The following is a 21,013-nucleotide window of genomic DNA, read 5'->3' on the forward strand; positions in this document are numbered from 1 at the left end:
CCCGAAGCTTAGTCCAGTCAATTAATGGTTTTTAAATGAAAGCGGTAAATGGCGTTGTATGAGCCCGGTAAGTAGTCCCGGCAAGTAATTTAAATTAAGTATTAAACCGGTCTGCACAATATTTCGTCAACGGGCAGTTGCCAAAAACAGAGAGGGATGTCCAATTCTGGCGGGCAACAAAAAACTCCCGGCTGTGCCCTGTGCACAGCCGGGAGTCGGTTCTTGATATAATCCTTAAAAACGGATTTTATTAAGCAAACACTCTGACATCAATCAGAATTACGACATTCTCTTCCTCAATGTATTTATATACTATTAGGAGAGCCGGAATGTCACTTACTGGTAGCTCCTCTGTACGCCAAATACAATAACCATTTGCGTAATCCTGAAAGGCCTTAGGGTTGCGCTGAAGTGCCCAATCAATTGCATCGTCGAGTTCTCCAACACGACTGTATTCTTTCTCTAGTCGGCGAATCTTTTCAGTGAAAACATTCTCTCTAATTATTTGACATAAGTTCAAATTTAGAGATACTATCTTCTGCCCATCGGATATCATCTTCTGATATGGGTTTTGAAGTTAATAAACATGTGAAGAACGGTAGCTCTTCGTTGATGCGCGCAAATTTCCAAGCAATCAATTGATGTGTCATATTACTGATGTCTGCTGCACTTTTAGTACAAAAACTGTTGATCACTTTGTTTATAAGGACCAGCTCATCACTATCAAATTGACTCAACACAGGTTGACGCATAGGAATATGTCGTGTTTGAGTTTTACCAAATCTTTCAGTAACTCCCTCCGTGATATCCCCAGATCTTACTAAAGCATTCATAAGACAAAGAAACTGTGTAGGTTTAGGTGCTGGCCCAGAAGCCAGCTTAACATAGGTGAAGTTAGTCACCGGTTTACCAGTTCTCAGGTATGATTCACAGTCAATAAAGTAAAGTACTTTATTGAGAACTGTTGCTCCGTAAGTTGGCCTACTATGCAGCTTACTAGCTACATAGATCAGTAGCTCTTTTGTCTTGTGATCGACTAAAGACGGATTCTCGAAGAACGACATGACTCCAGGGTATTATATTTTTTGTCAAATTTTACGCATATCTCCTTACAAACAAAACTTTTAAGTAGCTTTTCGTAACCAACTCAAAATCAGCACTTGACAAAAAAAATGTTACCCTGTTCAGTACTAGACAACAAGAACATTGGAGCTATGGTCAATTAAGCCATAAGACAAAAAATGGTTCGCCTGCTCATCAATGCACCGTTGTATAAATAACTAATACTGAGATTAGCCCAAACCTTTTGCACTATTTCAGTTTATTAGCTCCCGCACATTTCGCAGCCTTCGGGGTCGTCGAGCGAGCACTGCATAGCTGCATAGGCCATATCCGTGTCCGACACCACCGGCACCGGTTGAGCCGCAGCCTGTACTTTGGCGTAGCCAACGTAGTCGAGCGGCTTCTCAACGGGGGCGGTTTCGGCCATAGCAGGCTCAATCTGCACCTCGGCCTGCGGCTGTACCACCGTGAACTTCACGGCATCGGTAGCGGCCTTGGTACGGAGGTAATACATACCTGTTTTCAGACCGGCTTTCCAGGCGTAGAAGTGCATCGACGTCAGTTTACCGAAGTTGGGGTCCTGAATGTGAATATTCAGCGACTGCGACTGACAGATGTACGCGCCCCGGTCGGCAGCCATATCGATGATATGCTTCTGCTTGATCTCCCAAACCGTTTTGTACAGGTCTTTGATGTTCTGCGGAATGCCCGGAATCTGCTGAATTGAGCCGTTGGCCAACACGAGGTTGTTCTTCATGGTCTCGTTCCAGAGGCCCAGCTTCACAAGGTCGCGGAGCAGGTGCTTGTTGACCACGATAAACTCGCCCGACAATACGCGCCGGGTGTAGATGTTGCTCGTGTAGGGTTCGAAGCACTCGTTGTTACCCAGAATCTGACTGGTTGAAGCAGTCGGCATCGGAGCCAGCAGGAGCGAGTTACGCACGCCATGCTCTACAACGTCTTTCCGCAGCGATTCCCAATCCCAACGGCCCGACTTAGGCGATGTGCCCCACATATCGAACTGGAACTGACCTTCCGAAATGGGTGAGCCTTTCCAGGTTTCGTAGGGGCCGTCTACTTTCGCCAGCTCCATCGAAGCCATCATCGACCCGAAGTAGATGGTTTCAAAAATATCTTCGTTCAGTCGGCGGGCTTCATCCGACTCAAACGGCATCCGCAACATAATGAACGCATCGGCCAGTCCCTGCACACCCAACCCGATGGGGCGGTGCCGCATGTTCGACCGGCGGGCCTCCTCTACGGGGTAGTAGTTGAGGTCGATAATCTTGTTGAGGTTGCGGGTTACTACCTTCGTTACCTCATACAGTTTCTGGTGATCGAAGCGCAGGATACCATCTTCGCCCCGGTTGATGAACTTCGGCAGGGCTATCGAGGCCAGGTTACACACCGCCACTTCGTCGGGCGAGGTGTACTCCATAATCTCGGTACACAGGTTCGACGACTTAATCGTACCGAGGTTTTTCTGGTTCGATTTCCGGTTGGCCGAATCCTTAAACAGCATATAGGGCGTGCCGGTCTCGGTCTGCGATTGCAGAATCTCGAACCACAGGTCCTGCGCCTTAATGGTTTTACGGGCCCGGCCTTCGCGCTCGTACCGGGTGTACAGTTCTTCAAACTCCTCGCCGTAGCAGTCGCTCAGGCCGGGGCACTCGTGCGGGCAAAACAGCGACCAAACGTCGTCGTCTTCTACCCGCTTCATAAACAGATCGGGCGTCCAGAGGGCGTAGAACAAGTCGCGGGCGCGGACTTCTTCTTTCCCGTTGTTTTTCTTCAGTTGCAGAAAATCGAAGATGTCGGCATGCCAGGGCTCCAGATACACGGCAAACGAACCTTTGCGCTTACCGCCCCCCTGATCCACGTAACGGGCCGTGTCGTTGAACACGCGCAACATGGGCACAATCCCGTTGGAGGTTCCGTTAGTGCCTTTGATATAGGTACCCGTAGCCCGGACGTTGTGAATGCTTAGACCAATGCCCCCAGCCGACTGCGAGATTTTGGCGGTCTGCTTCAGGGTGTCGTAAATGCCCTCGATGCTGTCGTCTTTCATCGTCAGCAGGAAGCAACTCGACATTTGCGGCTTGGGCGTACCCGCGTTGAACAGAGTCGGGGTAGCGTGGGTAAACCACTTTTCCGACAGCAGGTTGTAGGTCTCAACGGCCGCTTCAATATCGTCCATATGAATACCGACGGCTACGCGCATGAGCATATGCTGCGGGCGCTCAGCGATGCGACCATCCAGTTTGAGCAGGTACGATTTTTCGAGCGTCTTGTAGCCGAAATAATCATAGCCATAGTCCCGGTCGTAGATGATGGTCGAGTCGAGAAAAGCCGCGTGTTTCCGCACCACGTCATACACCTCTTTCGAGATCAGAGCCGCGTTTTCGCCGGTCTTCGGATCTACATATTGGTAGAGTTTTTTGATGGTACCCGAAAACGACTTATTGGTTTCCTTGTGCAGGTTCGAAATGGCGATCCGGGCGGCAAGGATGGCGTAATCGGGGTGCCGGGTGGTCATCGAAGCCGCCGTTTCGGCAGCGAGGTTGTCGAGTTCGGTGGTTTTTACGCCATCGTACAATCCATTGACAACTTTCATGGCGACTTCGACCGGCTGTACGTACGCGGCATCGAGGCCGTAGCACAGCTTTTCAATGCGGGCGGTGATCTTGTCGAACTTCACCGACTCTCGTCGGCCATCGCGTTTAATTACAAACATGAGCGTGGTATTTTGTTCGGTTTATATCAACTTTAATGGTAAAAGCACTTATTTAATGGTAAAAGCACTTAAGACTGCTTTTCCAAAATTGAATTCGTGTTAACGGAATGTTAAAGGTACGCAAAAGCAGAGTGGCAGCTTGGGCCAGACAAGAAGTCCTTTGAAAAGTCAAAGTCTTCTTTGCCCACGAACAAAAGGGTAAGCTCTAACTATTAGTCAGTTACAAAACCCTATCGTGTATTTGGCCTAAAAAAGATACCAGTGCTATGAGATCGAGAGGAAGGTGGTGCCGAGCGAAGAGGCTGCGAGGTCGTTCGGTAGTGGAAAAATAGTGAACAAACCCTAAAAAAGCCAATCGTAACTTGCTCATGTTTAGCGTATGGCTATGTTTTAGAATTATACTTTCAAAAGCTTGGCGATCAAGCCAAAACTCTCTAATTTTGCACTCCTTTTCGGTCGGAAACCGAGAAGCAGCACGAAAAACTGGCATAACAGCATGAAAAAGGGCATTCACCCAGAATACCGCGATGTGGTATTCCACGACCTGTCGAGCGATTACAAATTTATTACCCGCTCAACGGTTCAAACCAAAGACAGCATCGAGTTCGAAGGCGCGACTTACCCGCTCGTGAAAATCGAAGTTAGCTCGCAGTCGCACCCATTCTACACCGGCAAGAACGTACTGCTCGACACGACCGGCCGCGTGGACAAGTTCCGCAAGCGTTACGGTACGAAGTAAGTATTACGCTTTCCGATACAACCGGCCCCCAAACACATCTGATGTATTTGGGGGCCGGTTTGTTTTACAACCAGCCTGTCGAAAGCTCACTTCTCTCGATAAAGCCCTTCAATACCGTATCCAAATAATTCAATAAATACCCGAACTTATCCCTACTTACCTACGAAAAATAGTATTTAGGCCCTGCCGTAGCCGCATCGCAAAATCTTAGCCTTACTTTTGCGTTAAAGTTTTGGGCATGTAATGACCCATGTCGGGTGTACACAGATCAGGTCAATCAGTCTACGTACATCGGGCGTTCGTCATTATACACTAATAGACATGATTCTATCCGCTGGACGTTTCTTCTTTCTTTCGATTAGTTTATTACTGGCAATCCGGGCTGTTGGGCAAGACGGCAAGCCCCTGCAACTGGTGCTGCCCACGTCGGGCAACTGGAACGAGGTGGCTGAAGGCAGCACCCTGCGGTTTACGCTGAAAGCCACCGGTGGCAAAAGCGACAGCCTGTACTATTCGCTCGCGCAGGGTCGGCTGGATGGCATGCAGTTTGACTCAACGGGGCGCTTCGCGTGGAAACCCGATTTCGACCTGGCCGACCGGATTCAGACCACCCGCACCGTACCGCTGTTGTTTGAGGTTCGCAACCGGGCGGGTGAGTCGGCTACGCAAACCGTCGAACTGAAAGTACAGCATGTGAACCGGCCGCCGGTAATTAACGAACTCCGCCCGTTCTATGTGCGCTACCGTACGCAGAACGTGTACAAGCTCGACAGCGAGCAGGTACGCGACGAAGACGGCGACCCACTCGTGTTTATCCCGATTGCCGATCAGATGCCCGAAGGAGCCAAGCTGACGGCACAGGGCGAATGGAGCTGGACCCTCTCGCAGAATCAGTTTAACCGCCTGAAAGAAAAACCGCTGTACATTGAATTCTGGGTGGAAGACCAGCCCGCCAAAAGCCGCACTAAGGGCCGGCTAAAAGTGGAACCTACCCTCATGGATTTGCCGCCCGATATTCAGGTAGTACCGGGCGAAGCCCGCTACCGGCTCCGCGAAAACGCGTCGGTCAACCTCAAGTTTTACCTGTCAGACCCCAACGGCGACGAAGACATTGCCACGTTCGATTTTCTGAGCGACAACCAGTCGATCCCGAAAAGTGCGCTGGTACGGAATACGCCCAATCAGTACGAGTTTATCTGGAAACCCGGCTACGATTTTGTGAAAGACCCGTATGATACGCTGCAAACCACCCTGACGTTTTACGTGCTCGACAAGGCGCAGAACCGCGACGAGCGCCGAATTACGTTTACCGTAGTCAATGCCATCAATGAGGAAGCCAAAGACCGGTACCTGTACGCCCAATACCGGCAACAGATGGTAACGGCCTGGAACCTGATTGAGCAGATGGCCGAGAAGGAGGAAGAACTAAAGCACAGCTACCGCAAGGCCAAAAAAGGCAAGCGTAATCGCTCGGTTGCCAATGCCTCGCTGGGTGCCGTAACCGGTGTGACCCCGGCCATTACGGGCGCCAGTACAAGCCCCAACGCCCAGAAAAACGGACGTTTAGTGTCGGCCGTGGGTGGTACGGCCGTACTTACCATGGGTACGCTCGAAGCAACCGAAGTGGTGGGTAAGTCGATGAAAGACTTGCTCGACCGGTACAACTACGTACTGGGCAAGAAAAGCGAGATTCAGAACAAGGGCGATGTATTTGCGCGGGAGTTTGCGCTCAAATCGTCGCGTCGGACGAATGAGTTTGTCAAGCGTCTCGACGATTTCCGGGCGTCGATGAACATCAGCGGGCTGGTTGCGCTCGAACTTGACGCGGGCTGGCAGAACAAAAAAGAAGCCACCGACCGGGCCATAAAGCGGGTATTCAAGGATTTTGCTCCGCTCGAAGGCGAAGAACAGTAAACCAATGGCCTTGCCCAACCGCACTACCCTTATTGGGTGAGTTGCCGGTCGAGCAAGGCCATCGTTATTTCGTTGGGCGGCCCTTCCTGCCGCCATCGTTCGGTGCCCTGTTGCACCAGCACCAGTGTCGGAAACTGCCGAATATCAAAGCTCTGCACCACCTCGGGGTGATTGGCCTGTTCTACTTTCAGCACCCGCAGCGCCCCGGCCGACCGTTGTTTGATGGCTTCGGCCCAATCGGTCAGGTGCGAACGCTGCCAGTCGGTGCGGTCGGGCGGCATAAAAATCAACAACACGGTCGATTTGGCCGGCACCCGTATGGGTTGTATCTCGCTATTACCGGGATGCATGAATGGTTCCGTCTGACGCCACCGCGTTTTGCGCAGCGCATAATATCCTCAGTACGAAATTACTCACCGGCTTTTGAGCAAACCCTGATCTTTATCAGGCCCGAAACTGATTTTTGTTACCCTGTAGCTCGGTTAGCCAGCGGTCATGCCGCCATCCATCTGAAGGGCCTGCCCGGTACAGAAAGCGTTTTCGTCGGCGCAGAGCCACAAAATAGCCTGAGCAATATCGGTCGGCTCCCCAAACCGCCCCATCGGAATTACCCGGCGCATCCGGTCTTCCATGCCCGGCGCTATATCAATCAGCGACTGCACCATGGCCGAATGCGTGTAGACTGGGCAAATAGCGTTGACCCGAATTTTCTGGCGAGCATACTCCAGCGCGGCCGTCTTCGTGAGCCCAACAACGGCATGTTTGGAGGCACTGTAAGGCGCGCCCATGGGCATACCACGCACCCCGGCAATACTGGCCACGTTGACAATCCGGCCTCCTTCGGGCTGGGTGAGCATCTGCCGAATCTGAGCCTGCATGCCGTAAAACACACTGCCCACGTTGACGGCCATCATCTGATCGAAGTCGGCGGGGGTTTGGTCAAGTAATTTGGCAAAGCGCCCACCAATACCGGCGTTGTTGATCCCAATATCCAGCCGCCCGTAGCGGGCCACGGTTTGGTCGACAAGGGCTTGCACCTGCTCAGGCTGGGCCACGTCGCACCGGATATAAACGACCTCGCCCCCGGCCTGGGTAATCTGCTCGACGGTATCGCGGCCTCCTTCGTCATTAATGTCGGATACCACGACACGGGCACCCGCCTGCGCAAAGGCCAAGGCCGTGGCCCGGCCAATACCCGATCCGGCCCCGGTTACGAGCGCTATTTGATTCGTAAAAGAAGTCATTGGAGCTTAGTTTGTTTAAGCGCAAAGATGTCAAAAGATGGGTTAAATCCGTGTTGCCATTCCCCCGCTTCGGCAATCTTCACCCCAGATTACGCAACACCCGCTCAATACCGCTCAGATAACCCGACCCAAACAGGTTCAGGTGTACCAGCAGCGGGTAGAGGTTGTAAATCGGGACACGCTCGTCGAATCCGTCGCAGAGTGGAAAAGCCTCGTGGTAGGCTTCATAAAACCGGCTCTCGAACCCGCCAAATAAGCGGGTGAAAGCCAGTTCGGCCTCGCGGAAACCGTAATACACCGCCGGGTCGATGAGAGCGGGCGAACCGGCCTCCGTAACCAGCACATTGCCCGACCAAAAATCGCCGTGCAACAGGGCCGGCCGCTCATTGGGCAACAGGTCAGGGAGCCGGTCACGTAGCCGCAATAGCTTATCGTATAGCGTCTTATCTAGTAATCCCCGGTACAAGGCCATACCAGCCTGCGGGAGTAATCGCTGGTCGAAAAAGAACTCGAATCCGTTGACGGTAGGTGTATTGGCCTGTGGCAGACTACCAATGTAGTTATCGAACGACAACCCAAAACGGGCCTGGGTGTGGCTGTGCATCAGCGCCAGCGAGTGGCCGAGTTCATCCCAATAGGGCGTGTCGGGCGGCCCCGTATCGAGGTATTCGAGAATCAGGTACGCTTTGCCCTGTTGCTCCCCGTAGCCCACTACGGCCGGGATGCGGAAGGTTTCGGTATGTCGGAGGATTTCGAGACCGCGAGCTTCGGCTTCGAACAGATCGTGCCGGCCATCGACGTGTTGACTCAGCTCGTTCCACTTCACAAAGAAAACCCCTTCGGACGTAAAGACCTGCGCGGCCGTGTTAATGTCGCCCCCCGACAGAAACTGCGTTTCGATGACCTGTACCTCCTGCCCAAGCGCCAGAAATAGAATAGTTTCGAAAAAGGCGAATTGCTCATCTCCCCAAAAGGTCATGCCGATGTGGTTTGGAGTTTCAGACCGGGCTTCACGGGGCCAACACCTTACCGGAATCAGCACCACTCCGGGGCAATGCCGAAATAGCCCGCCTGAAACGGTTTAGTATCGTATTTTTGCGCTGATGAACCAGCAGATTCAGCAATTATACCAAATTGCCCAGAAACCCGAGCGTCGGATTGTCGGTCTGATGTCGGGCACCTCGCTCGACGGGCTCGATGTGGCCCTGTGTCGGATTGCGGGGAGCGGTCCCGATACGCAGGTGGTGATTGAGCATTTTACCACCATTCCGTATACCGACGACCTGAAAGCACGGATTCGGGCGGTATTCGCTAAAAGACAAATCGATTTCGAGCATCTTTGTTTGTTAAATCCATACCTCGGGCGGCTGCATGGTCAACTGGTGCGCGACTGCCTGCGTAGCTGGGGGGTGCCCCCGACTGAGGTCGATTTGGTCGCCAGTCATGGGCAAACGGTGTTTCACGCCCCCAAAACCCAGCATGGCCACCCCGATTACCCCAACGCAACGTTACAGATTGGCGATGGCGACCACGTAGCCGCCGAAACGGGTATTATCACCCTGAGCGATTTCCGGCAAAAGCACGTAGCGCACGGGGGCGAGGGGGCTCCGCTGGCCGTTTATGGCGACTATTTTGTCTTCTCTCAGCCAGGCGAAAACCGGCTGTTGCTCAACATGGGCGGCATTGCCAATTTTACGTACCTCCCGGCCGATGCCGACCCCAACGTGGTATTTACGACCGATACCGGCCCCGGCAACACCTTACTGGATGCCTACGCCCGGCAGTTTCTGAACCAGCCGTACGATGCCGATGGTCAGTTGGCCACCCAGGGGCAAATAAATCAGGCGTTGTTGAATGCGCTGAAACAAAATCCGTTTTTTGCGGCCCCATTCCCCAAAACCACAGGCCCCGAGGTATTCAACAAAGCCTACGTGGAAGCCGCCCAAACGGGCAGTGGCACGCAAGACCTGCCCCCGGCCGACCTGATGGCTACGCTCACCCGGTTCAGTACCGAAACCATTGCAGAGGCTATCAGTCGTGTACTGCAACCGGGTCAGGCTTACGCCGTATACATGAGCGGGGGCGGTATGCACAACCCGGTACTGACGGCCCACCTGCGCCAACTTCTGCCCCAATCCTGTACATTTGGGCAGACAGACGCACTCGGTATTGCGGGCGATGCCAAAGAGGCTATGTTATTTGCCGTACTGGCCAACGAAGCCGTGGCCGGTGGCCATACCCACTTCGGTAACCGCACAGGCAACCTGCGCTCCGGTATTCCGGGCGTGACAATGGGAAAAGTGTCGTTTCCAACTTAAAAAGTTTTCAGTTTAGTGTTTTCAGTTTAGAGTTAGCTGACGCAAGAACAGCTGTCACAGCCAGCAACCCTGAACTGAAAACCGAAAACCGAAAACTCTAAACTGAAAAAGGTGCAAGACGTACTCATTATCGGTGGCGGCATTGTGGGCTTAGCCACCGCTCTCCGAATTAAACAACAGCGGCCCCACCTGAGCGTGACGGTGCTGGAAAAAGAAAACCGGGTAGCTGCCCACCAAACGGGGCACAACTCAGGCGTGATTCACTCGGGCCTGTACTATAAACCCGGTAGCCTGAAAGCCACCAACTGTATTCGGGGCTACGATATGTTGCTTCAGTTTTGCCGCGAAGAGGGGGTTCCGTTTGACCTCTGTGGCAAAATTGTGGTGGCTACCAAACCCGAAGAACTCCCTCAGCTCGAAACGCTGTACCAACGCGGTTTGCAAAACGGCCTGACGCAGATTTCGAAAATATCGCCCGCCGAGATGCGCGAAATTGAGCCGCATGTCAACGGCGTGGCCGGTATTCGGGTGCCCTACACAGGTATTATCGACTACACGGCCGTGTGCGAAAAATACGCCGAAAAACTCCGGGCTCTGGGGGGCGAAATCCGGCTGGATGAGCGCGTAGAGCAAATTACTCCCGGCACCTCACTCACGGTGGTGGTCACGAACCGGGCCACCTACGAAGCCAAACTCGTGGTCAATTGCGCGGGCCTGTACTCCGACAAAGTGGCGCAGATGACCCAACGCGCTCCTATTGATTTGCGGATTGTGCCGTTTCGGGGCGAGTATTTCAAGTTGAAACCGCACCGGCAGCACCTGGTAAAACACCTGATTTACCCCGTACCCGACCCTAACTTCCCGTTTCTGGGTGTCCACTTCACACGCATGATTGGCGGGGGCGTTGAGGCTGGCCCCAACGCGGTGCTGGCGTTCCGGCGCGAAGGCTACCACAAAACCGATGTGAACCTGACCGAGTTATTCGAAACGCTCAGTTGGCCAGGGTTCCAGAAAGTAGCGGCCAAATACTGGCAAACGGGCCTGGGCGAAATGTACCGTTCGTTCTCAAAATCGGCCTTTACCAAAGCTTTGCAGGAACTGATTCCGGAAATTCGGGAGGAAGACCTCGAAGATGGGGGCGCGGGCGTACGTGCACAGGCCTGCGACCGCACCGGGGGCCTGCTCGACGACTTTGCCATTCTGGAAACCGACCGGGCCATCAATGTCTGCAATGCACCTTCGCCGGCAGCCACCTCGTCGCTCTCTATCGGACAAACGGTATCGGAAAAGGTGCTGGCACGGTTTTGAGGAAAAATAGCTATCTTTAGTTTTAGAGCCAGACAACGCTATGATACTGACCGAATCACCAGTTAAGCCCTTGCCTACCCACCTCAAAACGGTGGCTGAGTTTGAGCAGTGGGAGCGCGAATATGGCCACGATGGTAGCTATGAGTTTGTTCGCGGGCGGATTATTGAAAAAAAAGATGTGAAGCAGAATGAGTTCTTTTTGATTCGCTTTCTGACACGCCTTTTTGCGAAAACAGCCGCTTATGAACGGGGTGATGAGTTGACACCAGAGATGGATTCATACGTTGACAGTGTCCGCAAAAGACGCCCAGACCTTGCTTACTTTACGCTGGAACAGATTGAAGATACCCGAACGGGCAATCGGCAGAAGACCCGATTTGCTATTGAAATTCTTTCGGATTCAGAATCGTACCAGGATGTTCTTGAAAAGGTGCAGGACTATTTCGATGCCGGTGCCGAATTGGTGTGGTACGTTATTCCCGAACACAAAAAGATTACCGTCTATACTTCACCCGATTTTTCACAGGCCTACAAAGGCAGCGAGCTAATTTCGGCCGCCCCTGTTTTGCCTGATTTTCAATTTCGGGTCGATGAATTATTTGCATGAAAGTACGACCATCGGCCCTGATTTGGCGCCACCGTGACACACAGCCCGAAGTTTTATTGATGCACTACCGCTACGGCGAGGTCGATGTGCTGGCCTTACCCGGCGGCAACCCCGACCGGGGCGAAACCCTGCCGCAAACCGTAGCCCGCGAAGTACAGGAGGAACTGGGTCTGACCGTAAGCGTCGGCGAGATGGTTATGGCGGGCGAAATGTTGCTCATGGAACGTGCCGACGATGTGCTCCACATTGTATTTGCTACCCGCGACGTGCAGGGCGAACCCCTGCTAAACCCCGCCGAAACGTCGGCGCTGGCTATCCGTTGGGTGGCTGTTTCGGACTTGCACACCCTGAACCTATATCCTAATGTGGGCGAAGCGGTTCAACGCTGGTTCGCGTCGGGGGGTGATTTAGGGTACATTGGACGCATTGAACAGCGGTATTTTGGGTAATATTTTGTCTTCAGACCAAAGATTTGAAGATGTACGGCTCCTCATAATCTATTCCAAACGCGTCCAGAAAACGACGATATTCTTCCAGAAAGGTACGTTTACGGTGATGCTCTTCCTGATTTTCAATATATCGAATCACGTCAGGTACTTGACTTTTACCATAAGAAAAGGCTCCGTATCCCTCTTGCCAGCTAAAGTGGGAGGTTGTTAGGTTGTTGTCGTTAATCCATTTTGAGGAGTCTTGTTTTAGGTGTTTCATGAGGTCTGATAGAGATTGCGTGGGCCGCATACCAATCAGTACATGAACATGGTCGGGCATCCCATTGATGGACAATAGTTTGTGGTCGTAGTGGCGGATAATACCCGTCATGTATTTGTATAGGTCATCTTTCCATTCAGGGGCGATTTGGGCTTGTCGGTATTTGCGCAAAGAAGAGCTGCAAATGGATTTGGGTGTAGGTGTTGGGCATGGAAAAACGGTTTGCGTTGATTACCAATATTGTGTCCCTACGGGACGTATCGAGGTTACGGGTGTTTCGAGTGCTACCGATGTTGTGTCCCTACGGGACGTTAACGAACCAAATCGCGTCCCGTAGGGACACAACATTGGTAGAGAAGCGGATGCCTTCCCCCACCCCCTCCCGTCCCGTAGGGACACAATATCGGTAGAGAAGCGGATACCTTCTCCCACCCCCTCCCGTCCCGTAGGGACACAACATTGGTAGCCAACAACGGCCAATTTTAGCGTCTAACGTCCCGTAGGGACATAACATTGGTAACCAAACTCCCTACCAGCATGGCGGTTATACTGGCCAGCAAGCCCCAGATCATGGGCGGCAGGGTCTGGGTGTCGAGCAGGAGGCAAACCACCCAAACCAGCAGCCCACCCGCCATACTCGCCAGGCAGCCCATGAGGGTGGCCCGACGCCAGTAAATACCCGCCAACAAGGGTACAAACAACGACACCAGACTGAATGCCGACGACTCGCCGACCAGGTCGAAAATACTGACGTCGCGGGCAAGGCTCATCCAGACGCAGCTGGCCGTAATTACAACCACGGCCAGCCGGATAGTCAACAGCAGGGACTTGTCGCTCAGGTCGGGTTTCAAAAACTTCACTACGTTTTCGCCAAAAACGGCCGCCGGGGCCAGAATTGCTCCGCTGGATACGCTCAAAATGGCCGAGGTAACAGCTCCAAAGAACAGAATCTGAAGCGCCAGATTACCGTGCTGCAACACCATGTTCGGAATCAGCAACTGCCGGTCCTGATCGGTAGCCATCGGTAAGTCGGGGTGCAGAAACTGCGCGGCCAGTCCAATAAACAGCGGAATCATGGCCACCGTGAGGTACAAACCCGACGCAATAAACGACGAGCGTACCGCCACCGACTCCGACTTGGCCGACATCACGCGCTGAAACACATCCTGCTGCGGCATCGAGCCCAGCCCGATGGTTATCCAGGCTGCTACGTATTCAACCACGCCGTGAAACGACCATTCGGGAGCAAAGCGCCAGAATTGGGGTTTACCAGCTGTCCGTTGCTGAATGGCTTCCCAGCCCCCCAACTCCTGCCAGAGTGGTACGGCTACAATCACCAGCGCCACCACAATCACGGCATTGTGCAGAAAATCAGTCACCGAGATCGACCACATACCGCCCAGCAGTGTGTATACCATCACGATAGCCGCGCTGATGATAACACCATAGGCCTGATCGATACCCGTAACTACTTTCAGGACGATTCCGATCGCAATAAACTGCGCGGCTATCCAGCTGAAGTACGACGGAATAACCAACAGAGCCGACAGTAACTCAGCCGACCGGCCAAACCGAATGCGGAAGTAATCCGAAAACGTGGTCAGATTGAGCCGATACAACGGTCGGGCCACCAGCAATCCCACCAGAAACAGGCAAAGCGCGGCCCCAAAGGGCTCTTCGATAACGGCCGGTATTCCGCCCTCCACAAACTTGGCCGGAGCACCCATAATGGTTTCGGAACCAAACCAGGTAGCAAACGTGACGGAGGCCGCCAACGCCAGCGGCAACCGCCGGCCGGCCAGCACAAAATCTTGCGCCGAATGGACGCGCCGGGCCGCCCAGGCCCCTACGGCAATGTTGAGAAGGAGGTAGAGGGAAATGAAAAAGAGGAGCATAGCGGGACGAATATAGACGGCTTTTATTATTCTTCCACTGACGCTGACCGCATTAATAAGTAATGATAAATGGTAGAATAAGTAGGCTTTCTGACTGGTTGGGCTTATTTTTACCGAAACCAAACTTGTACAATCAATCTACATCCTCTTTATGAATGCTAATGTTCGCACGAATCTGGCCTATGTAGTAGCTGCTCTGGCCGGTTTGGCCCTCCTCACTTACTGTTTCTTTTCGCAGGCCAAAAGTCAACACATTGACTCACTCACCACCGCAGTAGGTGGGGGCATGATGGCACTGGTGATTCATTACCGTAACAACCGCAAGCAACGGCAGTCCTGACGGGATGCCTTTTATCAAAATAGCACTACCCCGATTGAAGTCCAGCCGTATAAAATGGCAGCTATTCAATCGGGGTAGTGCTGTTTTGTGTATGCCCGAAGACTACAAGTCAATATTGTAATGTAGCCCCGTGTTTTCGCGCCGGGCCATTGCCATTTTGATCACCAGATAGCTTACCTCAATCATGTTCCGAAGCTCACAAATCGGCACCGATACTTTCGATTGCCGGTAGAGCTCTTCGTGTTCGAGGTAGATCAGTTCCAATCGGTCCATAGCCCGTTTCAAACGACGATTTGAGCGCACAATCCCTACATAGTTGGACATGATCGACTCCAGCTCGCGCTTCATTTCGGTGACAAGTACGAGTTCTTCGGGGTGTGTGGTGCCCGCATCGTTCCAGTCGGGAATGGTATCGGGGATCTCGGCCTGTTCCAGGTGTGCTACCGTGTCCAGATACGCCCGGTGGCCAAACACCACCGCTTCGAGCAGGGAGTTACTGGCCAATCGGTTGGCTCCGTGCAGGCCCGTACACGAGCACTCGCCCACCGCGTACAGAAACTGAATATTGGTACGCCCGTGCTCGTCTACCCGAACTCCTCCGCAGAGATAATGCTGAGCAGGTACTACCGGGATAAAGTCTTTCCGAATGTCGATACCCAGTTTGTCGCGGCAATAGGCCGTGATATTGGGAAAGTGCTCCACAAACTTGTCGTAATCGCAGTGGGTCACGTCGAGATACATGTGTTGTGCACCGGCCTTCTTCATCTCGGAGTCGATAGCACGGGCCACAATATCGCGCGGAGCCAACGACAGGCGCGGGTCATAATGCTCCATGAAGGTCTCGCCTTTCAGGTTCCGCAACACACCCCCGAATCCGCGCACCGCTTCCGAAATGAGGAAGTTGGGTTTCTTGCCCGGTTCGTACAGGGCCGTGGGGTGGAACTGAATAAACTCCATGTCTTTGGCAATCGCTTTGGCGCGGTAGGCCATCGCAATGCCATCACCGGTGGCAATGGTGGGGTTAGTGGTATTCTGGTAAATATTGCCAATACCGCCCGTTGCCAGGAGTGTGGTGCGGGCCAGAAACTTCTCCACCCCGCCTGTCTGCGTGTTCAGCACATACGCCCCGAAGCACCGATTGTCGGTGTCGTACCGATGCACCGTTTCGCCCAGGGAGTGGCGGGTAATGAGTTCGACGGCGTAGTAATGCGTGAAAATCTCAATCGACTTCATCGACTGCGCTTTTTCGAGCAGGGCCCGCTCAATTTCCGCGCCGGTAATGTCTTTGAAATGCAGGATTCGGTGGTCGGAGTGGCCGCCTTCGCGGGCGAGGTCGTAATCGCCGTCGGCTTCCTTGTCGAAGCGGGTACCGTATTCGATTAACTCCTGAATGCGTCCGGGGGCTTCACGAACCACGATTTCCACAATCTTGCGGTCGCTCAGGAAGTCACCCGCAATCATGGTATCCTCGATGTGCTTCTCGAACGAATCGTCTTCATCCCACACGGCCGCAATACCACCTTGGGCATATTTGGTATTGGTTTCGTCGGCCTGCACCTTGGTGATGACCGCGATCCGAACGGGGGTATTTACCTGTTCGAAATGGATAGCGAGTTTGGTGGCGTAACTCAGCCCGGCAATGCCTGAGCCGATTACGAGGAAATCATATTGATGGGGCATTTTGGCTACAAGTTCTTACTCAACTCCAGCATCCGCAATACCGAAGCCTCTGCTTTCACGCGCACGTCCTCGGGCACAATAATCTCCGGCTGCTCGTACAACATGCAGTTATACAGCTTTTCGAGGGTGTTCATCTTCATGTACGGACACTCCGAACACGCACAAGTGTTGTTGGCCGATGCCGGCGCCGGAATAATGTTTTTGTGGGGAGCCGCCTGCCGCATCTTGTGCAGGATACCCGCTTCTGTACCCACAATAAACGTTTGTTCGGGGCTATCGACCACGTATTTAAGCAGGGCCGTGGTGGAGCCAATATAGTCGGCGTGCATCAGGATATGCTCCTGACACTCAGGGTGAGCTACAAACTTGGCATCGGGGTGTTCGGCACGGAGCTTCTGGAGCTTTTCGAGCGAGATGTCGATGTGGACAATGCAGGCACCGTCCCAAAGCACCATGTCGCGACCGGTTTTCTTGGAGATATACCGGCCCAGATTGGCGTCCGGTGCAAAGATAATTTTTTGATCCTGGGGCAGGCTTTCGACAATCTTCAGCGCGTTGGACGAGGTCACGATGATGTCGGACAGCGCCTTGATTTCGGCCGAGCAGTTGATGTACGACAGCACAATGTGATCAGGGTACTGCGCTTTAAAGGCCGCGAACTTATCGGCCGGAGCCGAATCGGCAAGCGAACAACCCGCGTTCAGGTCGGGAATCACCACTTTCTTATGGGGCGAGAGCACCTTAGCGGTTTCGCCCATGAAGTGCACCCCGCAGAACACAATCATGTCGGCGGGCGTAGCAGCCGCCTGCTGACTCAGGCCCAGGCTGTCGCCGATATAGTCGGCCAAATCCTGAATACTGCCATCCACGTAGTAGTGCGCCAGAATCACCGCGTTCTTCTCTTTTTTGAGTCGCTTGATTTCGGCTACCAGATCTATATTATCGGCAACGGGTTTGTTTACGTAACCTACGCGTTGAACTTCTTCGAGTAATGCTTCCACTTTAGTCTACAGTTTGTGGTGTATGATTTTAGGCTAACGGCTCAGTTGGTATAACATAAACGAGCGCAAAATCGTCTATAAAGTAACCCGAAACTATGAATCCGAAACCATAAACAGTCTTTAATACGCTTTCAGACTCAGGTCCAGGCTCCGCACATGGTGGGTCAAAGCCCCCGACGAGATAAAGTTAACGCCTGTTTCGGCATAGGCCCGCAGGTTTGCTTCCGTAATACCGCCCGAGGCTTCGGTGGTGATCCGGTTGTCGATCAGACGAACCAGATCGCGGATTTCGTCAGGCTTGAAGTTATCCAACAGCAATACATCCACCCGAACCTCGCCCGACTCGGTTAGCTTCAGCACTTCCTCCACTTCGGCGCGCGTGCGCATTTCCACTTCAATTTCTAACTGACGGCCAGTTCGTTTGAGGTACTGGTTGGCCTGCGTAATGGCCTGCGTGACCCCCCCCGCATAGTCGATATGATTATCCTTAATCAGAATCATGTCGTACAGCCCGAACCGGTGATTTACCCCACCGCCGATCTTCACGGCCATTTTCTCGCATATACGGAAGTTGGGCGTGGTTTTGCGGGTGTCGAGCAGTTGAGCACGGGTACCCTCGATCAGGTTCACCATCCGGCGCGTTTGGGTGGCAATACCACTCATACGCTGCATACAGTTCAGCACCAACCGCTCGGCAGTAAGGATGTTGCGGGCGTTGCCCGAGACGGTCAGCACAATGTCGCCGGGTTTCATCGAAACGCCATCCTCCATCAATACTTCTACCTCGAAGTTGGGGTCAACTTCGTCAAAAATGGCTAAAGCCACCTCAACCCCCGCCAGAATACCCGTGTCTTTTACCAGCAATCGGGCGCGTCGCTGGGCATTGGCAGGAATAGTCGCCAGCGAGGTATGGTCACCGTCGCCAACGTCTTCGGCCAGGGCCGTTTTGATGAATTCGTGTAAAGTCATAACAAACGTCAAAAGACACCCATCGGGCATCTGAGGGGCAAATTAGAGTAGATAAATCAAAAAACGGTAGGAGTGACGCAATATCGTACTTTGTTGCGGTATGAACATCGCAATCATCGGGCCTGCCAAAGTGGCCCATCTTCACGCCAAAGCCGCCCAGTCGGTTGGTAATCTGGTGGCCGTTTATGGCCGTAATCAGGAACGCGCGCAGGCATTCGCCAATAAGTATGGCATTGCGGCTTATACCGACATTGCCGAGATGGTGACCCGCGAAAAGGTCGACGTTTGTATCGTTTGTACCCCTCACCCAGCCCACCGGGAGGTCGCCATTCCCGCGCTCGAAGCGGGGGCGCACGTACTGGTCGAAAAGCCATTGGCAGCGTCGGTGGAGGACTGCGACGCCATGATTGAGGCTGCCCAAAAGGCGAACCGGTTTCTGGGAACGGTAAGCCAACGCCGGTTCTACGCATCGAGCACCCGCGTGAAGCAGGCCATTCTGGACGGTAAAATTGGGAATCCGGCGCTGGGTGTCGCGCAACTGCTGGGCTGGCGGGGAGAAGCTTACTATGCCAGCGACCCCTGGCGCGGCAAGTGGGCTACCGAAGGCGGTGGCGTGTTGGTGAATCAGGCGCCCCACCAGCTCGATTTACTGCTCTGGTACATGGGCGAGCCCGAATCGGTATTTGGAGCGTGGGCTAATGTCAATCACCCGTACATCGAAGTAGAAGATACGGCTCTGGCCATTGTTCGCTTCAAAAATGGCGGTCTGGGCAATATTATGCTGAGTAATTCGCAGAAGCCGGGCCTGTACGGCAAAGTGCATGTTCACGGCACCAGTGGGGCATCGGTAGGTGTACAAACTGATGGCGGCTCTATGTTCGTAGCTGGCCAGTCGACCATTCAGGAGCCACCTGCCAACGACCTTTGGACGGTTCCGGGCGAGGAACACCTGCTGGCTGAGTGGGTCAAGGCCGATGCCGACCATTTCCACTCGGTCGATAACATGGTCTTTTTCTTTGCGGAGCAGCTCCGCGAATTCTGTGAATCTGTCGCTCAGAACCGCACGCCAGCCGTAACGGGCGAAGATGGCCGCCGGGTAGTGCAACTGTTCCAGGCCATTTATGAGTCGCAGCGAACAGGCGGGGTGGTAAAGTTATAGCTTCGAAACCTTGCCAGTGGGGTGCTAACCCCCTGACAGTGGTTGAGAAAATACCTTACTTTCAATGCTTTGAAAAGGGGGAGCGTTAACCACTGCCAGGGGGCTAGCACCCCACTGGCAGGGTTAACGCTCCCCTTTACGCAACGCATTAACCAGATTGTGCGCCCGGCGAGTAGGCTCAGGAATGCGATAACCACCATTGCAGGCGAGAGTCAGCTCAATAGCAGCGGGCAGATCGATCCGGTGGCCGGGCGATACGTACACCGGATTGACCCGATTTTTGGTACGCAGCGCAGCGCCGACCACCTCGCCGTGATGCCGCATGGGCGACCAGTTACCCCGTTCGGGAGCGGGTTCGTCGTACTTACCCACCAGCACTGACTTACCGCACCCAAACGAAGGCCGGTCGATAAACAGGCCGATATGGGCCGCGATACCGATCCGACGCGGGTGCGCCATGCCATGCCCGTCGAACATGACCGCGTCGGGGGCCGTTTGCAACTTCTCCCAGGCTTCGAGCAGGGCCGGAGCCTCCCGAAACGACAACAAACCCGGCACGTACGGAAACGTAGCCCGACTGATAACACCAACCTCTTCAACCACCGACAAATCGGCCAGATTCAGGACCACAATCCCGGCATACACCGTCTCCTCAAACTTATTGAACGAAATGTCACACCCCGCAATCGTCTGGACAGGCTGCGTCAGCGGCTCAATCCGAATCTGTTGGCGCATTTGTTGTTGCAGCGCAACGGCTTCGGCGGGGGTTACGTCCCAAGGGTGCAAGGGTGTGTAATTCATACGTCAGGCGTTTCGGTCGGAACGTCGGTTGGCTCACCGGTTTCATCGGAGGAAGCAACGGACCGCTCAGCTAACCGAGTGTAAACGGCGGCCGTTACCAGCCCACCCAGCAAATACCAGCCCACGGTCATCGCCTGCGTAGCCGTAGTTCGGTTGGTGGGGGCTTCACCCAAACCCCAAGGTCCGGGCAACACCACGGCACCCAAACCAGCTAGCAAACCGAGTGCTGCCCCCACCGGGTACGCGTGTTCGGGCCGTGCCGTGCCAATGAGGCTGTAATACGCCGTGTTGGACAGCAGATCGGCCACCATCGTCGGGCCGTACAGGTCTTCTTCGTCGGCGGGAGGGGTTTTCCCAACAGCCCGCATGATTTTTTGCAACGAGCGTTCGCCCAAAATATCGGCACGCGGGGCTTCGGGCACCACCCGCCGTACGGTCTCGTGCCACAGGTTGAGGGCAGCCGCTCCGGCCAACCCACTAACCACTGATTTGAGGAAGATATGCATACAAATAGGGTTTGTCTGACGGCGCAGG

At 53.7% G+C, this 21,013-nt stretch carries 19 protein-coding genes and 1 pseudogene; 8 read left to right on the forward strand and 12 right to left on the reverse strand.

The annotated features are described in order from the left end of the window. Positions 1-497: 497 nt before the first annotated feature. Together F5984_RS05925 and F5984_RS05930 are read right to left on the reverse strand one after the other, a co-directional pair. Entirely contained in the window at positions 498-1,064 is a 567-nt protein-coding gene (locus F5984_RS05925) for a type II toxin-antitoxin system antitoxin SocA domain-containing protein (protein ID WP_152123356.1), read from the reverse strand. A gap of 260 nt (positions 1,065-1,324) precedes the next feature. Next, on the reverse strand, positions 1,325-3,796 hold the full coding sequence (locus F5984_RS05930; RefSeq protein WP_152123357.1) for a ribonucleoside-diphosphate reductase subunit alpha: 2,472 nt from the start codon (positions 3,794-3,796) through the stop codon (positions 1,325-1,327). A gap of 496 nt (positions 3,797-4,292) precedes the next feature. Here F5984_RS05930 and F5984_RS05935 point away from each other — a divergent pair, with 496 nt between their 5' ends. Together F5984_RS05935 and F5984_RS05940 are read left to right on the forward strand one after the other, a co-directional pair. Continuing rightward, complete coding sequence (locus F5984_RS05935) at positions 4,293-4,535, forward strand: type B 50S ribosomal protein L31 (protein WP_019989457.1); 243 nt, start codon at positions 4,293-4,295, stop codon at positions 4,533-4,535. A gap of 321 nt (positions 4,536-4,856) precedes the next feature. Continuing rightward, complete coding sequence (locus F5984_RS05940; RefSeq protein WP_185155433.1) at positions 4,857-6,449, forward strand: hypothetical protein; 1,593 nt, start codon at positions 4,857-4,859, stop codon at positions 6,447-6,449. Positions 6,450-6,478: 29 nt separating this feature from the next. Here F5984_RS05940 and F5984_RS05945 read toward each other — a convergent pair whose 3' ends face one another. The 3 genes from F5984_RS05945 to F5984_RS05955 form a co-directional block, all read right to left on the reverse strand. After that, positions 6,479-6,799 (reverse strand): thioredoxin domain-containing protein, encoded by a 321-nt coding sequence (locus F5984_RS05945; protein ID WP_152123358.1) that lies wholly within the window; start codon positions 6,797-6,799, stop codon positions 6,479-6,481. A gap of 132 nt (positions 6,800-6,931) precedes the next feature. After that, on the reverse strand, positions 6,932-7,693 hold the full coding sequence (locus F5984_RS05950) for an SDR family NAD(P)-dependent oxidoreductase (RefSeq protein WP_152123359.1): 762 nt from the start codon (positions 7,691-7,693) through the stop codon (positions 6,932-6,934). Positions 7,694-7,772: 79 nt separating this feature from the next. Then, positions 7,773-8,672 carry a fructosamine kinase family protein gene (locus tag F5984_RS05955; protein WP_152123360.1) on the reverse strand — a complete coding sequence of 300 codons (900 nt, stop codon included), beginning with the start codon at positions 8,670-8,672 and terminating at the stop codon, positions 7,773-7,775. A 124-nt stretch (positions 8,673-8,796) separates the two neighbouring features. On the opposite strand from F5984_RS05955, the gene F5984_RS05960 reads away from it, so the two are divergent. From F5984_RS05960 to F5984_RS05975, 4 genes are all read left to right on the forward strand, one after another. Further along, entirely contained in the window at positions 8,797-10,011 is a 1,215-nt protein-coding gene (locus F5984_RS05960; RefSeq protein ID WP_152123361.1) for an anhydro-N-acetylmuramic acid kinase, read from the forward strand. A gap of 111 nt (positions 10,012-10,122) precedes the next feature. After that, on the forward strand, positions 10,123-11,319 hold the full coding sequence (gene lhgO, locus F5984_RS05965) for an L-2-hydroxyglutarate oxidase (protein ID WP_152123362.1): 1,197 nt from the start codon (positions 10,123-10,125) through the stop codon (positions 11,317-11,319). A gap of 91 nt (positions 11,320-11,410) precedes the next feature. After that, positions 11,411-11,926, forward strand: a complete 516-nt coding sequence (locus F5984_RS05970; RefSeq protein ID WP_317163084.1) for a Uma2 family endonuclease — start codon at positions 11,411-11,413, stop codon at positions 11,924-11,926. Next, entirely contained in the window at positions 11,923-12,375 is a 453-nt protein-coding gene (locus F5984_RS05975; RefSeq protein ID WP_152123364.1) for an NUDIX hydrolase, read from the forward strand. The genes F5984_RS05970 and F5984_RS05975 overlap by 4 nt, the downstream gene beginning before the upstream one ends. 10 nt (positions 12,376-12,385) lie before the next feature. Here F5984_RS05975 and tnpA read toward each other — a convergent pair. Together tnpA and F5984_RS05985 are read right to left on the reverse strand one after the other, a co-directional pair. Next, positions 12,386-12,845, reverse strand: a pseudogene (tnpA, locus tag F5984_RS05980) (IS200/IS605 family transposase). A 271-nt stretch (positions 12,846-13,116) separates the two neighbouring features. Beyond that, positions 13,117-14,529, reverse strand: a complete 1,413-nt coding sequence (locus tag F5984_RS05985) for a sodium:solute symporter family protein (RefSeq protein WP_152123365.1) — start codon at positions 14,527-14,529, stop codon at positions 13,117-13,119. Between the two features lie 151 nt (positions 14,530-14,680). Between F5984_RS05985 and F5984_RS05990 the strand changes: the two genes are divergently transcribed. Further along, positions 14,681-14,869, forward strand: a complete 189-nt coding sequence (locus F5984_RS05990; protein ID WP_152123366.1) for a hypothetical protein — start codon at positions 14,681-14,683, stop codon at positions 14,867-14,869. A gap of 102 nt (positions 14,870-14,971) precedes the next feature. On the opposite strand, the gene nadB is transcribed toward F5984_RS05990, so the two are convergent. From nadB to nadC, 3 genes are all read right to left on the reverse strand, one after another. Continuing rightward, positions 14,972-16,549, reverse strand: coding sequence for an L-aspartate oxidase (gene nadB / locus F5984_RS05995; RefSeq protein WP_152123367.1), 1,578 nt, complete (start codon positions 16,547-16,549; stop codon positions 14,972-14,974). Between the two features lie 5 nt (positions 16,550-16,554). Next, complete coding sequence (gene nadA, locus F5984_RS06000; RefSeq protein WP_152123368.1) at positions 16,555-17,550, reverse strand: quinolinate synthase NadA; 996 nt, start codon at positions 17,548-17,550, stop codon at positions 16,555-16,557. 120 nt (positions 17,551-17,670) lie between these two features. Then, positions 17,671-18,519, reverse strand: a complete 849-nt coding sequence (nadC, locus tag F5984_RS06005; RefSeq protein ID WP_152123369.1) for a carboxylating nicotinate-nucleotide diphosphorylase — start codon at positions 18,517-18,519, stop codon at positions 17,671-17,673. 100 nt (positions 18,520-18,619) lie between these two features. On the opposite strand from nadC, the gene F5984_RS06010 reads away from it, so the two are divergent. Continuing rightward, positions 18,620-19,678, forward strand: a complete 1,059-nt coding sequence (locus F5984_RS06010; RefSeq protein ID WP_152123370.1) for a Gfo/Idh/MocA family protein — start codon at positions 18,620-18,622, stop codon at positions 19,676-19,678. 123 nt (positions 19,679-19,801) lie between these two features. Here F5984_RS06010 and nfi read toward each other — a convergent pair whose 3' ends face one another. After that, complete coding sequence (nfi, locus tag F5984_RS06015) at positions 19,802-20,479, reverse strand: deoxyribonuclease V (protein WP_152123371.1); 678 nt, start codon at positions 20,477-20,479, stop codon at positions 19,802-19,804. Beyond that, positions 20,476-20,985 (reverse strand): hypothetical protein, encoded by a 510-nt coding sequence (locus tag F5984_RS06020; protein WP_152123372.1) that lies wholly within the window; start codon positions 20,983-20,985, stop codon positions 20,476-20,478. Before F5984_RS06020 ends, nfi begins: the two co-directional genes overlap by 4 nt. Positions 20,986-21,013: the final 28 nt, after the last annotated feature.

Source organism: Rudanella paleaurantiibacter (genome assembly GCF_009184635.1).
Classification (GTDB): domain Bacteria; phylum Bacteroidota; class Bacteroidia; order Cytophagales; family Spirosomataceae; genus Rudanella; species Rudanella paleaurantiibacter.

What these genes read in the sequence shown, in the direction of transcription:
- F5984_RS05925 (WP_152123356.1), bottom strand. Translation starts at nt 1,064, where the DNA reads ATGTCGTTCTTCGAGAATCCGTCTTTAGTCGATCACAAGACAAAAGAG.
- F5984_RS05930 (WP_152123357.1), bottom strand. Translation starts at nt 3,796, where the DNA reads ATGTTTGTAATTAAACGCGATGGCCGACGAGAGTCGGTGAAGTTCGAC.
- F5984_RS05935 (WP_019989457.1), top strand. Translation starts at nt 4,293, where the DNA reads ATGAAAAAGGGCATTCACCCAGAATACCGCGATGTGGTATTCCACGAC.
- F5984_RS05940 (WP_185155433.1), top strand. Translation starts at nt 4,857, where the DNA reads ATGATTCTATCCGCTGGACGTTTCTTCTTTCTTTCGATTAGTTTATTA.
- F5984_RS05945 (WP_152123358.1), bottom strand. Translation starts at nt 6,799, where the DNA reads ATGCATCCCGGTAATAGCGAGATACAACCCATACGGGTGCCGGCCAAA.
- F5984_RS05950 (WP_152123359.1), bottom strand. Translation starts at nt 7,693, where the DNA reads ATGACTTCTTTTACGAATCAAATAGCGCTCGTAACCGGGGCCGGATCG.
- F5984_RS05955 (WP_152123360.1), bottom strand. Translation starts at nt 8,672, where the DNA reads ATGACCTTTTGGGGAGATGAGCAATTCGCCTTTTTCGAAACTATTCTA.
- F5984_RS05960 (WP_152123361.1), top strand. Translation starts at nt 8,797, where the DNA reads ATGAACCAGCAGATTCAGCAATTATACCAAATTGCCCAGAAACCCGAG.
- F5984_RS05975 (WP_152123364.1), top strand. Translation starts at nt 11,923, where the DNA reads ATGAAAGTACGACCATCGGCCCTGATTTGGCGCCACCGTGACACACAG.
- F5984_RS05985 (WP_152123365.1), bottom strand. Translation starts at nt 14,529, where the DNA reads ATGCTCCTCTTTTTCATTTCCCTCTACCTCCTTCTCAACATTGCCGTA.
- F5984_RS05990 (WP_152123366.1), top strand. Translation starts at nt 14,681, where the DNA reads ATGAATGCTAATGTTCGCACGAATCTGGCCTATGTAGTAGCTGCTCTG.
- nadB (WP_152123367.1), bottom strand. Translation starts at nt 16,549, where the DNA reads ATGCCCCATCAATATGATTTCCTCGTAATCGGCTCAGGCATTGCCGGG.
- nadC (WP_152123369.1), bottom strand. Translation starts at nt 18,519, where the DNA reads ATGACTTTACACGAATTCATCAAAACGGCCCTGGCCGAAGACGTTGGC.
- F5984_RS06010 (WP_152123370.1), top strand. Translation starts at nt 18,620, where the DNA reads ATGAACATCGCAATCATCGGGCCTGCCAAAGTGGCCCATCTTCACGCC.
- nfi (WP_152123371.1), bottom strand. Translation starts at nt 20,479, where the DNA reads ATGAATTACACACCCTTGCACCCTTGGGACGTAACCCCCGCCGAAGCC.
- F5984_RS06020 (WP_152123372.1), bottom strand. Translation starts at nt 20,985, where the DNA reads ATGCATATCTTCCTCAAATCAGTGGTTAGTGGGTTGGCCGGAGCGGCT.